General features: G+C 52.8%; 16 protein-coding genes. 12 read left to right on the top strand and 4 right to left on the bottom strand.

Annotated elements, in window-relative coordinates; all coding sequences use genetic code 11:
- Position 1: 1 nt before the first annotated feature.
- The 6 genes from C8N40_RS21385 (at position 2) to C8N40_RS21360 (ending at position 5,466) form a co-directional block, all read left to right on the top strand.
- A complete protein-coding gene (locus tag C8N40_RS21385; protein ID WP_108213851.1) occupies positions 2-1,435 on the top strand; it encodes a leucyl aminopeptidase family protein in 1,434 nt (477 codons plus the stop codon).
- Positions 1,436-1,441: 6 nt separating this feature from the next.
- Positions 1,442-2,464: a 4-hydroxythreonine-4-phosphate dehydrogenase PdxA gene (gene pdxA / locus C8N40_RS21380; protein WP_108213850.1), complete on the top strand. Its 1,023-nt coding sequence runs from the start codon at positions 1,442-1,444 to the stop codon at positions 2,462-2,464.
- 71 nt (positions 2,465-2,535) lie between these two features.
- Positions 2,536-3,078 (top strand): YceD family protein, encoded by a 543-nt coding sequence (locus C8N40_RS21375; protein ID WP_108213849.1) that lies wholly within the window; start codon positions 2,536-2,538, stop codon positions 3,076-3,078.
- A 50-nt stretch (positions 3,079-3,128) separates the two neighbouring features.
- Positions 3,129-3,326: a 50S ribosomal protein L32 gene (gene rpmF, locus C8N40_RS21370; RefSeq protein ID WP_073854612.1), complete on the top strand. Its 198-nt coding sequence runs from the start codon at positions 3,129-3,131 to the stop codon at positions 3,324-3,326.
- 52 nt (positions 3,327-3,378) lie between these two features.
- On the top strand, positions 3,379-4,320 hold the full coding sequence (gene plsX, locus C8N40_RS21365; RefSeq protein WP_108213848.1) for a phosphate acyltransferase PlsX: 942 nt from the start codon (positions 3,379-3,381) through the stop codon (positions 4,318-4,320).
- Between the two features lie 147 nt (positions 4,321-4,467).
- A complete protein-coding gene (locus tag C8N40_RS21360) occupies positions 4,468-5,466 on the top strand; it encodes a beta-ketoacyl-ACP synthase III (RefSeq protein WP_108213847.1) in 999 nt (332 codons plus the stop codon).
- Between the two features lie 1,138 nt (positions 5,467-6,604).
- Here C8N40_RS21360 and C8N40_RS21355 read toward each other — a convergent pair.
- Both C8N40_RS21355 and C8N40_RS21350 read right to left on the bottom strand, forming a co-directional pair.
- Complete coding sequence (locus C8N40_RS21355; RefSeq protein WP_245905216.1) at positions 6,605-7,564, bottom strand: LysM peptidoglycan-binding domain-containing protein; 960 nt, start codon at positions 7,562-7,564, stop codon at positions 6,605-6,607.
- A 5-nt stretch (positions 7,565-7,569) separates the two neighbouring features.
- A complete protein-coding gene (locus C8N40_RS21350; protein ID WP_245905215.1) occupies positions 7,570-8,337 on the bottom strand; it encodes a DUF4905 domain-containing protein in 768 nt (255 codons plus the stop codon).
- A 104-nt stretch (positions 8,338-8,441) separates the two neighbouring features.
- Here C8N40_RS21350 and C8N40_RS21345 point away from each other — a divergent pair, with 104 nt between their 5' ends.
- The 6 genes from C8N40_RS21345 (at position 8,442) to C8N40_RS21320 (ending at position 12,864) form a co-directional block, all read left to right on the top strand.
- Positions 8,442-9,806, top strand: a complete 1,365-nt coding sequence (locus C8N40_RS21345; protein WP_108213845.1) for an NfeD family protein — start codon at positions 8,442-8,444, stop codon at positions 9,804-9,806.
- Positions 9,803-10,639, top strand: a complete 837-nt coding sequence (locus C8N40_RS21340; protein WP_108213844.1) for a membrane lipoprotein lipid attachment site-containing protein — start codon at positions 9,803-9,805, stop codon at positions 10,637-10,639. Before C8N40_RS21345 ends, C8N40_RS21340 begins: the two co-directional genes overlap by 4 nt.
- A 57-nt stretch (positions 10,640-10,696) precedes the next feature.
- Positions 10,697-11,026: a hypothetical protein gene (locus tag C8N40_RS21335; RefSeq protein ID WP_108213843.1), complete on the top strand. Its 330-nt coding sequence runs from the start codon at positions 10,697-10,699 to the stop codon at positions 11,024-11,026.
- An 18-nt stretch (positions 11,027-11,044) separates the two neighbouring features.
- Positions 11,045-11,386 carry a hypothetical protein gene (locus C8N40_RS21330; protein ID WP_108213842.1) on the top strand — a complete coding sequence of 114 codons (342 nt, stop codon included), beginning with the start codon at positions 11,045-11,047 and terminating at the stop codon, positions 11,384-11,386.
- Between the two features lie 249 nt (positions 11,387-11,635).
- A complete protein-coding gene (gene kdsB / locus C8N40_RS21325; RefSeq protein WP_108213905.1) occupies positions 11,636-12,370 on the top strand; it encodes a 3-deoxy-manno-octulosonate cytidylyltransferase in 735 nt (244 codons plus the stop codon).
- A 68-nt stretch (positions 12,371-12,438) separates the two neighbouring features.
- Positions 12,439-12,864 carry a hypothetical protein gene (locus tag C8N40_RS21320; RefSeq protein WP_108213841.1) on the top strand — a complete coding sequence of 142 codons (426 nt, stop codon included), beginning with the start codon at positions 12,439-12,441 and terminating at the stop codon, positions 12,862-12,864.
- A 547-nt stretch (positions 12,865-13,411) separates the two neighbouring features.
- Here the strand turns inward: C8N40_RS21320 and C8N40_RS21315 are convergent.
- Complete coding sequence (locus C8N40_RS21315; protein WP_108213840.1) at positions 13,412-13,759, bottom strand: translation initiation factor; 348 nt, start codon at positions 13,757-13,759, stop codon at positions 13,412-13,414.
- Positions 13,760-13,850: 91 nt separating this feature from the next.
- A complete protein-coding gene (locus C8N40_RS21310) occupies positions 13,851-14,732 on the bottom strand; it encodes a diacylglycerol/lipid kinase family protein (protein ID WP_108213839.1) in 882 nt (293 codons plus the stop codon).
- Positions 14,733-14,782: the final 50 nt, after the last annotated feature.

Below are 14,782 nucleotides of genomic sequence, written 5' to 3'. Positions count from 1 at the left end.
CATGCCTACACAACTTAAATACGATATAAGCTTAGCAAAAAACACCGATCTGGCCCTTTTGGTAGAGGCCGGTAAGGCGGCGCAGCTGCCAGAGCTGCAGCCCGAGGAGCAGGCCTATGTGCAGCAGCAGGTGGAGCAGGAGGCAAAATTTATACTCCTCAACCGCTACTCCCACCGCGTGTATGTGGTGGTGGCTCCCGAAGCAAAAACGGATAACCTGCGCAAGGAAGCTATCCGCCAGGCGGGCCATGCGCTGCTGAAGCAACTCAAAACCGATAAAGTAGCGCATATCGCCCTGCTGGATAAAACCGGAACCGGCGCCAGTTTATACTTAGCCGAAGGCATTTACCTGAGCAACTATACTTACCTGAAGCATAAAACCAAGGATGCCAAGCCAAGCCCGCTGCAAAGTATAACCGTTGCCGACGCGCAGGTAACGGAGCAGCAGGTGCAGGAACTGGCCCATGTGCTGGAAGCCGTGCTGAAAATCCGTGACCTGGTAAATGAGCCCCACAGCCACCAGACGGCCACACAATTGGGCGAGCAGTTCGTGGAGCTGGGAAATGAGGCTGGCTTTAAGACCGAGGTGCTCGACGAGCTGCAAATACAATCGCTGAAGATGGGCGGCCTGCTGGCCGTAAACCAGGGCAGCGAGGAACCGGCCACCTTTACCATTATGGAGTGGAAACCGGAAAACTCCACCAACACGCAGCCCTACGTGCTCGTGGGCAAAGGCGTGGTGTACGACACCGGCGGCCTGAGCCTGAAGCCCACGCCAAACTCTATGGACTACATGAAGTCTGACATGGCTGGCGCTGCCGCCGTGGCCGGTATACTTTACGCCGTGGCCAAAAACAAGCTGCCGCTGCACGTGATTGGCCTAGTTCCCGCCACCGACAACCGCCCCGGCGGACAAGCGGTAGCCCCTGGGGATGTGATTACCATGTATAATGGCATGACGGTGGAGGTACTGAACACCGACGCTGAAGGACGCCTCATCCTGGCCGATGCCCTTTGCTTTGCCAAAAAGTATAACCCCGCCCTCGTGCTGGATTTCGCCACCCTTACCGGGGCAGCCCTGCGCGCCATCGGCAAAGAGGCCTCTGTGGTAATGGGTACCGCCGGGGACGAGGTGATGGGCGCCCTGAAGAAAGCCGGCGAGGAAGTGCACGAGCGTTTGGTGGAGTTCCCGCTGTGGGATGAGTATAAAAAGCAACTGGAGTCTGACGTGGCTGACCTGAAGAACATCGGCGGTGTGGACGCCGGGGCCATCACGGCTGGCAAGTTCCTGGAAGTTTTCACGAGCTACCCTTGGGTACACTTCGATATTGCCGGCACGGCTTACCTGCTGAGCGAGGACTCCTACCGCGGCAAACTGGCCACAGGCACCTGCGTTCGCCTTGTTTACAACTACCTAAGCGCACTGGCACGATAAGCACACATGGACAACAAGTATAAAGTTAAATTAGGCATCAGCATCGGCGACACCAACGGCATCGGGCCGGAGGTGGTCGTGAAGACACTGTCCGACAACCGCATCCTGAATTACTGCACCCCTGTTATCTACGGGGCGGCAGCTATACTTAACAAAGTACGCAAGGCGCTGCACTCGGAGCATTTCAACTACCAGCAGGTGGATTCGGTGCAGGCGCTGGCGCCCCGCAAGGTAAACCTTATCTCCTGCTGGGACCATGACCTGGAGTATACGCCCGGTACCCCCACCCCGGAATCAGGCAGGGCCTCCCTGGACTCGCTGCTGGCGGCTTCGAGAGATTTGAAAGCCGGTTTTCTGGACGGATTGTTAACGGCCCCTATCGACAAGGACAACATCCAGAGCGAGGAGTTCCAGTTCCCGGGCCATACTGAGTTCCTGACTTCTTACTTTGACGCCCCCGAGAGCCTGATGCTGCTCGTGAGCGGCGATTTGCGCGTGGCTACCGTAACGGGCCACATGCCGCTCAAGGATGTTTCGGACCGCATTACTGAGCAGCTGCTTATCCGTAAGCTCACTATCCTGCAGCAGTCGCTGCGCAACGATTTCGGCATCCTGAAGCCGCGCATCGCTGTGCTGGGCCTCAACCCGCACGCCGGCGAAAACGGTCTGCTGGGCACCGAGGACATGGAGATCATCCGCCCCACGATTATGCAGATGAAGGAGCGCGGGCACCTGGTGTTCGGCCCGTTCCCGGCCGATGGCTTCTTCGGGATGCAGCAGTACAGGCAAGTGGACGCCGTGCTGGCCATGTATCACGATCAGGGGCTGATACCGTTCAAAACATTGGCCTTTGAGAGCGGCGTGAACTACACCGCCGGCCTGCCTATTGTGCGCACCTCCCCCGACCACGGCACCGCCTATGATATTGCGGCAAAGCACGTTGCGAATGAAACCTCTTTCCGGGAGGCGTTGTTCCTTGCCTGCGACATTATCCGCAAGCGCCAGCTGGAGGCAAATCCTGCACTATAATTAAGGCGGGGTATTTTATTTATCAGAATTATGTTCTAATTTTGCAACCTTGCAATAAAGAGTCGATTGGTGTGAAGAAGCTAAAAGATTACGAGATCGGCATTGCCAAGCTCAGCAACCGCACACACAAGTATGAGTTTACGCTGAACGACGACTTTTTTGAGGAGTTCGGCAAGGAAATTATACTTGGCGGCGAGCTAAAGGCGGATGTGGAACTGGATAAGACAGAGTCGCTGCTTACCTTCCGCTTCGACATTACAGGCCACGTGCGCCTGACCTGCGACAGAAGCCTGGAGGAGTTTGACCACCCGGTGGATGTGCAGGCCACGTTCCGCATCAAATACGGTGAGGAGAACGCGGAGCTGGACGATGACCTGTGGCAGATAACGCCAAACACGCAGACAATCAACATTGCGCAGCACCTCTACGATTATATCGGGCTGTCGCTGCCAATGAAGAAGCTGCACCCCCGCTTTGTGGAGGAAGACGAGGAAGAGGAAGCAGATGACCAGGACATCCTGATCTATACTTCCCGCACCGATGCCGGCACAGACGAGGATGACGACGAGGACGATACAGACCCGCGCTGGGACGCCCTCCGAAACCTTAACTAACAGAATTTCAGAAGTATAAAGTATAAACGCAAGTAAATCATTAACTAAAAATGGCACATCCTAAACGCAAGATTTCGAAGACCAGAAGAGATAAGAGAAGAACTCACCAAGGCCTTTCTGAGAAAGCTATTGCCATCTGCCCAACTACAGACACGCCACACCTGTTCCACCACGCGTACGTGGTAGACGGCGACCTGTACCACAAAGGCAAGCTGGCTATCAAAAATTATACAACGAACGCACAGTAAGCATCCGCTGCTTTAAATTATAGTTCAGTATAATTTCTAAACACCCCCGTAAATGAGAATCGCTTTAGACGCCATGGGCGGTGATTATGCACCTGAAGCCATTGTGAAGGGTGCTGTATTGGCCGCGCAGGAGATAGACAAAAGCGCAACCATCGTGCTGATTGGCAAGGAGGATGTGGTTAATGGTCTACTCAAGGAATATGGGTACACGGGCAGCAATATCACTGTCGTAAACGCCAGCCAGGTAATTGAGATGGGGGAACACCCCACCAAGGCCCTGACGCAAAAGCCCGACTCGAGCATAGCAGTAGGATTTAGTATGATGAAAATGCAGAAGGCAGACGCTTTCTGCAGTGCAGGAAATACCGGAGCCATGCTGGTTGGAGCCATGTTCAGCGTAAAAGCAATCGAGGGAATTCTGAGGCCCCCTATCGCCAACTTCGTTCCGAAGCTGAGCGGTGGGTACGGTATTATACTTGATGTGGGGGCAAACGCCGACTGCAAGCCGGAAGTGCTGGAGCAGTTTGGCGAACTAGGCTCTATCTACGCCAAGTATGTACTCGACATTCAGAACCCGAAGGTGGGCCTGATGAACCTGGGTGAGGAAGAAGGTAAAGGCACAACCGTTATTCAGGCGACCTACCAGCGCCTGAAGGCCAATGTCAATATCAACTTTATCGGCAACATCGAGGGGCGTGACCTGTTTAATGACAAGGCAGACGTGATCGTGTGCGACGGCTACACAGGCAACATCATCCTGAAAATGGCTGAGTCGCTCTACGACATCCTGCACGAGAAAGGCATGAAAGATCCTTTCTTCGAAAAGTTTAACTACGAAGCGGAAGGCGGAAGCCCGATTCTGGGAGTGAACGGGAACGTGGTGATTGGCCACGGCGTATCCAGCCCGGTTGCCATATGCAACATGGTGCTGCAGGCCCAGAAAATGATCTCTTCTAAAGTATGGGAGCGCTTCAAGAAAAACTACAGCGCATAACATAGCAGCTTCGTAGCTGTAAAAGGCGTTTTCAAACTTGGCATCAACTGTCTAAAGATTCTTTTTAAAGAAACTGACAGGGTGATGCCAAGTTTTTTTTTATTAAATTGCCTGCCTTAATCTTTATCACCTTAACCGAATTGACAAATGAGTAAGATTACTGCTGCCATTACAGGTGTAAGTGGCTATGTACCAGACTACGTGCTCACCAACAAGGAGCTTGAGACGATGGTTGATACGAACGATGAGTGGATCACGACACGCACTGGTATCAAAGAGAGGCGCATCCTGAAGGGCGAAGGCAAGGGTACATCGCACATAGCAGTGCCGGCAGTAAGAGAACTGCTCAGAAAAACAAACACCAAGCCGGAGGAAGTAGACCTGCTTATCTGCGCCACCACCACCCCGGACATGGTTTTCCCGGCTACGGCCAACCTGATTACCGCTGAGGTGGGTGCTGTAAACGCTTTCGGTTACGACCTGCAGGCAGCCTGCTCCGGCTTCCTGTTCGCCCTGGCCACCGGCTCCAAATTCATCGAGTCGGGGCAGTACAAGAAGGTAATCGTAGTGGGTGCCGACAAGATGTCTGCCATTGTAGATTATACCGACCGTGCTACCTGCATTATCTTCGGCGACGGTGGCGGCGCGGTGATGCTGGAGCCGAACACAGAAGGGCTGGGCATCCAGGACTCTATCCTGAAGTCGGATGGAACAGGCGCGCAGTTCCTGCACATGAAAGCCGGTGGCAGCCGCAAACCAGCCTCTATCGAGACCGTGCAGGCACGTGAGCACTTTGCTTACCAGGAAGGGCAGCAGGTGTTTAAATTCGCCGTGAAGGGCATGGCAGACGTTTCAGCAGAGATCATGGAGCGAAACCACCTGACCGGCGAGGATGTGGCATGGCTCGTGCCGCACCAGGCAAATAAGCGCATCATAGAGGCCACGGCCAACCGCATGGGCCTGAGCAGCGAAAAGGTGATGCTCAACATCCAAAAGTACGGCAACACCACCAGCGGCACCATTCCGCTGTGCCTGTGGGAGTATGAGAACCAACTAAAGAAAGGCGACAACATCATCCTGGCCGCCTTCGGTGGCGGCTTCACCTGGGGCGCCATTTACCTGAAGTGGGCCTACGATCCGAAGTAAGACAAGTATAAAGTGTAGATAATGTAAAGGCGGCTCCGGAAACAGGGCCGCCTTTTTTAATACAGTTGCTGCAGAATGGACAGCTGTAGTATGAGCTGAAAGTATAGTTTCTGGTGCCGGTATCTACCCGGTTACGGACAGTGGGTGCGAGTCTCGAGACTCACATAAAGCTAGCCTTTGCATTCTTGCCAAGCGTGGCAGAGATGGTCCCCCCTTGCTGGCGCGAGTTTGCAACTCGTGCCTACCTATAATGTCGGATTTGCAATCCGACTGGCTTGAAAAGCTAAAACTTTATACTTCGGCTATACTTTTATACTTTGATAACGCTGTTCCGGACATCCATGTCCGGAACCACTTCTGATTCGGACTTCCTTGTCCGCATTAAACTATACTTTTATACTTGCCAGCTTATGCTTTCATAGCAACTACTTCCCGCAACTGGAACTAAGCTATCCTTACTAGCTGCCGTTCATCCTCCAGACTTACATACCTACAGTTGCATCTATACTTTGGTGCCCTCAAGGCCGGGAGGCCTCGCCTTCGGGCATCGCGCTGTCTACATTTCCTTTGCTCCTGACGTCGCAATGCCCTTTCAGGGCACCGGAAATCTAGAAGGCGCTCAACCCAAAGGCTGGGTTAAGGTCGATAGCCGCTGCTTTTTGTCATCTCGACCTTTGGGAGAGATCTCTTTAGAATTCCCGATAGATCTCTCGCGCTGCTCGAGATAACAGGAAAGTAGCAAGTATAGACTGTCCCCTTGAGGACAAGTGAGAACGGGAGTTCGAAACTTGCGAGCTTCGCTCATTAGGGGTGTATTCGCTTGCTGAGTTTATACTTTGTAGGGACAGGTCGCGACCTGTCCGCGCAAAGGCTTAAGCTACAGCACTTACACTTCAGCCAAAGTAACTACAGACTCCCCTCCTTAGATAAGGAGGGGTTAGGGGTGGTTGGACCCGGTACTGCACTAAACACTCGCGGAACCTCCGGACACCGCGAGTGTTTAGTTGAAAGCAATACCGCAGACTCTTGCTGTCGAGACCAGCCTGTTCCGAAGTATAGCACCAAGAAGCAGATCAAAAAAGGGGTAGGCAGCACAATGCTACCTACCCCTTTATATACCTTATACTTTTGCTACCGCTTATGGCATATAAGACAGCTCTACTCTGAAACGTGGGTCTGAGGCATCAAGCTTCTGGTAAGCCTTCTTAGACAGGCGCACAATCACTTTGTCGTTCTCAGCGGTTTCGGGCAATTTGCCGATAACACGCACGTACACCACCTGGCCGTTCACCACGTTTTTAACCTGCATGATGGTGCCCACCGGAGCGGTCTTGTGCAGGGCCAGGTACTTGTTCGTATCAATGGTTTTAGAATCTATCGACTCGGCCATGCCTGTCTCAATCATCTTGTTCATGCCTGCTGAGGCATCCGCTTCCGGCTCTTCCTCGCCCACGCGCTCCTTAATGGTGACGGTTACCGGTGTTGGGGTTACAGACGCAGAAGGCGTAGTAGGCCCGGCAGAGGCAACAGCAGAGGCATCTGTGCTCCTGCTCATTTCATCATCCCGCTCCGGCACATAAACAGGCTTTTGCGTAGGCGTGGGCTCCCCTATCCCCACAATCAACTCCTGCCCAATCTCAATGGTGTTGTCAGGCAGTTTGTTCCAGAACCTCAGGTTCTCTACCGATATGCCATACATGCGCGACACCGAGTACAGCGTCTGCTTTGGCTCCACTTTATGCAGCTTGTTGCCGATGCTGTTTACCGTATAGGTACGGTTGCTGGCCGCCGGAGCATTGGTAGTGGCAGGGGCCGAAGCCGTTACAGAAGTATAGCCGCGCGGGATCAGCACAATCTCCCCAATCTTTATGGCACTCTGCACACTTGGGTTAGCCTCCACGATCTGCGCAACAGGCACCCCATACTTGCGGGAGAGGGCGTATAGTGTTTCCTTAGGTTCCACTTTGTGCTGCACAAAGAGCTTCCCATTCTTACGTTCTATGCCTACAGAATCGCGCACAACACTGAGGTCCAGAGCATTAGCCGAAAGGGAAAGTACAGGCACTGCTACAAGGGAAAGTAAAAAGGTTCGTAACATAAGGGCTAGGCTAAAAGTTGGAAAACCTGTAGAATGTCTTTATTCAGGATGAAATATAATTTGTGGTTAAAGATAAAAAAAGTATCTGAACCAAACCCATTTAATTGGCTGGCAATTTCCATCTTTTGATGCAATTTTCCGTCCAGATCGAAAACAGCTAACTCGTTCTTAAGTTTACCTGAATCGTCGGAAGTATAAAAGCTGATGACCAGGTGCGCCTCCGTTTCGGCGTACTCCAGGGCCAGCACCGCCTGCACCTGCAGCTGCTCCTGCAAAAAGGCCTGCACCTGCGCGAAATACGCCTCTCCCAGCCGGTACAGCACCGGGTACTGGCAATCCAGGAAACGCTCCCGGCTGTAGCGCGCCACCGCTTCGGCCGCCTGTTGCTGGCTACAAGTGGAGCCTGTGGGCTTACCTGTTTGCGGGTTTAGGAGCTGCAACGGGAGTTCAGGACAGTCCGGGTGATAAGCTAGCACACCATCGGCCGCAATCCCGTAAAAAGCCATATCCGGTGCCTCCCACAGCTTGCTCTGTTCGGCCGCCTTGTAAGCCGAGATGCCTTTGTGCTGTCCTATCTGCCGGTTCCCGTAGCCGTGCAGGTACAGGTTCCCGAACTCAGCGTCCTCCAGCCCCTGCCACCATGCCTTCGCCTCCGGCAGCGGCAACTGATCCAGGGCATGGGTGTGGGTATCAAAAGTATAAAACCGTGTCAGCAGCAGGTCCGGGTTGCGCACCTCCAGGGCAAGGCGAGCAGTGCTGCTGTCGAGGCGCATCCGCCACACAGGGGCCTTAAAGTCGTATGTATAAAGTAGCGGTATGATATGCGTTTGGATTTTTGTATATTATCCTCTGAAACCTTAAATTCTGCTACAAAGCTATGGAAATATCACCAAACCACCGGCATGTATACTTTTTGCTGCTCTGCCTGCTGCTGCCCCTCTGCACCCTTGCCCAAACAGGCAGCAAGGCCCGGCCAAAGGTGCTGCTGATGGAGGTGAAGGCCGAAATTGACCCGCGCACCAACCGCTATGTGGAGCTGGCGCTGCAAGAGGCCACTGCCCGGGAGGTAGACCACGTGCTGCTGGAGCTGGACACTTATGGCGGAGCGCTGAACGATGCAGACGAAATCCGGACGCGCATCCTGGAGTACCCCAAGCCGGTGTACGTGTTCATCAACAAGGATGCGGCCTCGGCCGGCGCCCTTATCTCACTGGCCTGCGACAGCATTTACATGGCACCTGGCGCTAACATTGGGGCCGCTACCGTGGTGGGTGCCGACGGACAGGCAGCGCCGGGCAAATACCAGAGCTACATGCGCTCCATCATGCGCTCCACGGCGGAGGCAAACGGCCGCAACCCAAGCATGGCCGAGGCCATGGTAGAGGCCAGCGTGGACAGCACCCTCGCCGCCGGCCAGGTGCTCAGCCTGACCACTTCGGAGGCCATCAAGTATGGCTTCTGTGAGGGAGAGGCCACCAGCGTAAACGACGTACTGGCCAAACTAAACCTGCAGGAGGCGGAGATCATCCGTTACCAGCTCAGCTCCACCGACCGCGTCATCTCCTTTTTCCTGAACCCGATCATCAGCGGCATCCTGCTCCTGATCATCATCGGCGGTTTATACTTTGAGCTGCAAACGCCCGGCGTCGGTTTCCCGCTGGCAGCCGCCGTCGTGGCCGCTATACTTTACCTGGTGCCTTACTACCTCAACGGGCTGGCCGAGAACTGGGAAATCCTGCTGTTTGTGGCCGGCATCATACTTATCATGCTGGAGGTGTTTGTAATTCCGGGCTTTGGCGTGGCGGGCATCAGCGGCATTGTGCTCACGTTCGTGTCGCTGGTACTGATTATGGTGAACAACCACCTGTTCGATTTTACCTTTGTGCCTTCGGAAAACCTGATGCGTAGCCTGGTGTCGGTGGTGATAGGGATGGTGGGTGCCGCCGTGCTGATTGCCCTGACCTGGAACCGTATGCTGAACAGCCGGCACATGCAGGGGGTGGTGCTGCAGAACAAGTTTAACAGCAAGGAAGGCTACCGCTCCGCCGACAGCGCCGAGCACCTGATCGGCAAAACCGGCGTGGCCCATACCCGCATGGCCCCCTCCGGCCGCGTGATGATAGACGATACCATCTACGACGCCCAGGCCCGCGACGGCTTCATCGAAAAAGGCGACGTAGTGCAGGTGATAGACCAGAGCACTTTTGCCCTGCGGGTGAAGAAGATCGAGCCGAAAGTGTGAAGCAGCTATACTTTGTACTTGTAGCCGTAGCTATACTTGCCGGTTGCCAGCCGCAGGAGGAAATTACAAACAATAGTATCGGTTCAAACCAGCCTACTCAATACGCTACCGCCAATAAACTACTCCCAAACTCCCTCCCGGAAGAAGTTGAGATAGGAGAGACTGATAGTATTGAGGCTGATCGCTATTCCTTATACTTTAGCCCCGTTGAAGAAACAGAGATTGAGTCCCTGTTCACAGAAGACTCTACATCGGTTTTTCCTGAAGGCACCAGTAACGGGTATGAATATGCACAGCTTATAGAGAGTACTAAGCAACCGAACTATAAAGATAAATTCAGGCGCAGCGGGGACACACTTTGGCTCCTTCTTCAAAACGGGCAGGAGTTAATGTTAAAAGACAGTATAAACAAGGCAGTCTATAACTTTGACGACTACGCTTATACGCTTCATCACTACTTCCCTGAACAAGAATATTACTTGGTGAGGGTGCAATTTGGAGAAGGGAATGGTTTTATGTTAATCAACAGGAAAAATGGCTTTAAAAAGTATGTTTTTGGAGAGCCGTACTTCTCCCCTTCTGGTAAATACATAGCAACATTAAGCTCTGACTTGGAAGCAGGTTATAATCCTACAGGTATACAGCTGCTTTTAAACCAGGATGATAGCCTGTCGGAGCAGATGAAAGTATACATCAGAAACTGGGGCCCAATTGACCTAAAATGGCTGGCAGATAATGAGTTTATACTTCAGAAAGAACACTTGGAACCTGATTCTATAGCTGGAGTAAAATATGTTCCTTCCTGGTCCAGAGTAATTATTCAGGCGAAGTAAACCATCGCCGCTGCAACTCTAACACCCAAATCCGACTCTTACTTTAAAAGAGATCACATGAAACAAGCACTGCTTCCACTGCTGGCAAGCATGATTTTCCTCTGCTCCGGCTGCAAAATGGATGAGGACAGATCTACCTCTGTCGAAACCGTGGACGCTACCCTGCACTGGACGGGGGATTATGCCGTGGATGGCTGCGGCTTTATGCTGCAAATCGGCGACACCAGGCATAAGCCTGTTAACGAAGACGACATCAGCAGCTCCTTCCGGGAAAATTCCCCGACGGAAGTGGAGGCTACGATCATCAACTACCACAAAGTGCAGCGATACTGCATGGCGCAAACAGGTATCAACACCATCAAAATTGTGGAAATCCGTAAACGCTAATTTCAATAACGTATACCTATGAAAACCTTCCTCCTCCTTGCTTCCCTGTTCCTGCTGGCTTCCTGCCAAAACAACACCCGGCAGGACGAACTGGCTGAGCTGAACCATCGCACCACCGCCACGCTTTACTGGACCGGCGAGATTGCCGCCGATGGCTGTGGTTTTGAAGTCGAGATTGAGGGCAAGCGGTACCTGCCCGAGAACGAAAATGCCATACCCGAGTCTTTTAAGCAGGAAGACAGCAGCCGCGTCCAGCTCACGTACGCGCGCCTCTCCGACCCTATTGACCGCCGTTGCGGCATGCTGCCACAGCCGCGGGTGATGCCGGCCATCCGCATACTTTCGGTGGAGGCTTTATAAATAAAATTATACTTTTTCACATTTCGAATGCAACCTTTTCAAGTTCAGGAGGCTCTGTAAAGTATAGCCCTTGCCTCCTACTATGAAAAAACTATTTTACATCAGTCTTGCTTTGCTCTCGAACCTGCTCTTTATCACCTCACGGGAGGAGCAGCAGGAGGAGTAGCCCTCGCTAGCAAAAAGAAAACCGCCCGCTGGATTAGTGGCCATACTTATGTACCTTTGAGGCTCATCCCAAACCTGAAAAGTATGGAAGTACTTGGCATCATTCCGGCACGCTACGCCAGCACCCGTTTCCCCGGCAAGCCCCTCACCGACATCCATGGTAAAAGTATGATTCAGCGCGTGTACGAGCAGGCGAAGAAGTCGGGCCTGGCGGAAGTGCTGGTGGCTACTGATGACGCGCGCATTCTGGAGCATGTGCAGGGCTTTGGCGGCAAGGCCGTGATGACCGGAAGCCAGCACCAGAGCGGCACCGACCGTTGCTTTGAGGCCTACAAACTCAACAACCAACCGTACGAGTACATCATCAACATACAGGGCGACGAGCCGTTCATCCACCCCGAGCAGATTGACCTGGTGGCGGCCTGTTTTGAGAAGCCACAAACCCAGCTGGCCACGCTTATAAAGCAGGTGGAGACGGCAGAGGAGCTCTTCAACGTCAACTCCCCGAAGGTGGTCATCAATCAGGCAAAGGAGGCCTTATACTTTAGCCGCCAGCCCATCCCCTACTGCCGCAACGTGCCCAACGACATCTGGCACAAGCAGCATACTTATTACAAGCACATCGGCATCTACGGCTACCGCGCCGATATTCTGGAGCAGATCACGCAGCTACCGCCCTCTGCGCTGGAATTGGCCGAGTCGCTGGAGCAGTTGCGCTGGCTGGAGCACGGCTTCAAGATAACCACCGCCCTCACCCACCACGAAACCATCGGCATAGACACCCCGGAAGACCTGGAAAAAGTAATTAATAATGGGTAATGAGGAATTACTAATGAGAATTGAGCAATTGGAAATTATTAATTCGTCATTAATCATTATTCATTAAAATGCGGAATTATACTTTGATGCGCTTCGTGCGGCTTAATTTATACTTCTTCGTGATGTACTTCGCGTTGACGGCGGTTTGGTATGGGCTGAGCGGGCGCTTTTCGGAGATGGATACCACGCAGCTGCTTCGGGAGATAAGTATAAATGCAGCGCTCTTCTCGCTGGTGTTCAGCATCACAATGCTTATACTTTACCGCCGCACACTGGTGCGGTTACCTGTGCAGAAGTATACTTCCAAACAACTGCAGCAGCGGCTGGAGGAGATTGGTTTTACCAAGACAAATGAGCAGAAGCAGCCGCTACAGGTGTACAAACCTACCCCGCCCAAAGCCTCTGCCCTGGCCGGCAACGTGTTCGTGCAGCAAACCGCCAACTTCTGGCTATTGGAAGGACCAAAGAAATACCTGGGAAAGTTGGAAAGTTAGGGAGTTTGGGAGTTTGGGAGTTAGAGAGTTGTAGAGACGCCATACGTTGCGTCTTTTTAATTAGAAGGTTAGAAAGTTAACTTTTCTGAAGTATAAACGAGAACGGCTGGTGCTATAAGTAGCACCAGCCGTTCTCGTTTATACTTTATCGTTTCCTGCCGCAAGTTTAGCGGAGTGTAACTTGTGGCTGCGCATGGGGCAAGTTTGTAACTTGCTTTCTGCGTGAGCAGAAAAGTATAAATTAAGAGTTTCTCTAGACTTCGATTAGCTACAGCCAAAGTATAAAAGTATAGCTACACCCATTTCCCGCCATTGCTGGTATTATCATCAACAAGCTATACTTTGGCAAACTTTAGATGCGAACTCTAAATGAAATCAACAAAGTATAAAGTATAGCCAAAGCCCTCGTGACCTTGCTTTTCCAAAGCAAAGCAGTTACAAACTGCTGCCATAGGTAGCCACAAGTTACGCTAGCGCTAAACTTGCGGCATACCTCCTCCACTTTCTAACTCTCTAACTCCAAAACTCCCCAACTCTCAAACTCCCCTCATCCCCCCGCTTTTTTGGCTTTGTAGCCAGCGGCTTGCAGTACCTGCAGGGCTTTGTCGCGGAAGTCGCCCTGGATGAGGATTTCGCCGTCTTTGGCAGAGCCGCCTACGCCGCATTTGTTTTTCAGCAGCTTGCCCAGCTCCTTCAGGTCGTCCTCGGTACCCACAAAGCCTGTGATGAGCGTCACCTGCTTGCCGGCGCGCGCTTTCTTGTCGAGCATCACCTTCAGGTTCTGCTGCTGTGGCGGCAAGGTTTCCTGCTCGCTCTCCTGCTCATACTCGTAGTTAAAATCCTCGTTCGTGGAGTATACTACCCCCTGGCGGCCTTTCTTATTTTTATCTTTCATGTTTTTTTAATTAATAATGAGTAATAAACAATGATTAGTAGTGATGCTCCTTTTTAATTATTCATTAATCATTAAACATTACTCATTAGCTTTACGGCACCAGCACCCTTAGCGACTGCGGCACCATGCGCACGTCAAATGTCTGCGCTTTGCCCAGGTAATCGCCATCGGCGTGGTACATCATCTCCTCCTCTGCCTGCACGTTCACATGCTCGGTCTGGAAATACTCCGCGCTGTCGGCATTGGCCAGCTGCTTGGTAAGCATGCAGTAGCTCAGGTTAAGCGCTTTAATAAGGTCAAGGCGGCGCACCAGGCACACGTCCAGCAAGCCATCCTGAATGTCGGCATTGGGCGCGATATAGGCATTGTTGCCATACTGTGCGGCATTGGCGAAGGCCATTACAAAGCAATCGGTGTCCAGGGTGTTGCCGTTTATACTTGCTATCACGGGCAGGTGTTTGTAGTTGAGTACTTCCTTCATCACCAGCTCCACATAGGTCTGCAGGCCACGCTTTTTGTTGCCTGCAAACACCGAACTGATGTAGGCGTCAAAGCCGATGCCTGCCGTGGTAAAGAAAGGATGCCCGTTTATCTGCCCGCTGTCGATGGTGGTGATGTTGGCCTTGTTGATGACGCGCAGCGCCCCATCCAGCCCCATCGGGTAACCCAGGTGGCGCGCCAATCCGTTGCCGGAGCCCTTCGGAAGTATAGCCAGGGCCGTTTCGGTGTGCAGCAGCCCGCGTGCCACCTCGTTCACGGTCCCGTCGCCTCCTACGGCCACCACTATCGCTACGCCCTGGTTGGCAGCTTCATGCGCCAGGTCTGGTGCATGGCCAGCCCGCTCCGTGTACACGATGTCGTGCGCATACTTGTCCTGGTTAAGGTGCTGGTGGATAAGGGCCTCCACGTCCTTGCGGCTTCGGGTGCCGGAGGTGGGGTTGATGATAAAGCGGACTTTGGTGCGTTGGCTCATATAGGCAAAATTACCTCATTCGGCCCGGAATAAAAAAAGCCTGACGCGGG

This window comes from Pontibacter mucosus (assembly GCF_003054055.1).
GTDB lineage: Bacteria > Bacteroidota > Bacteroidia > Cytophagales > Hymenobacteraceae > Pontibacter > Pontibacter mucosus.
The sequence above is the reverse complement of the archived record's forward strand: the minus strand, read 5'-3'. Positions and strand labels throughout refer to the sequence as shown.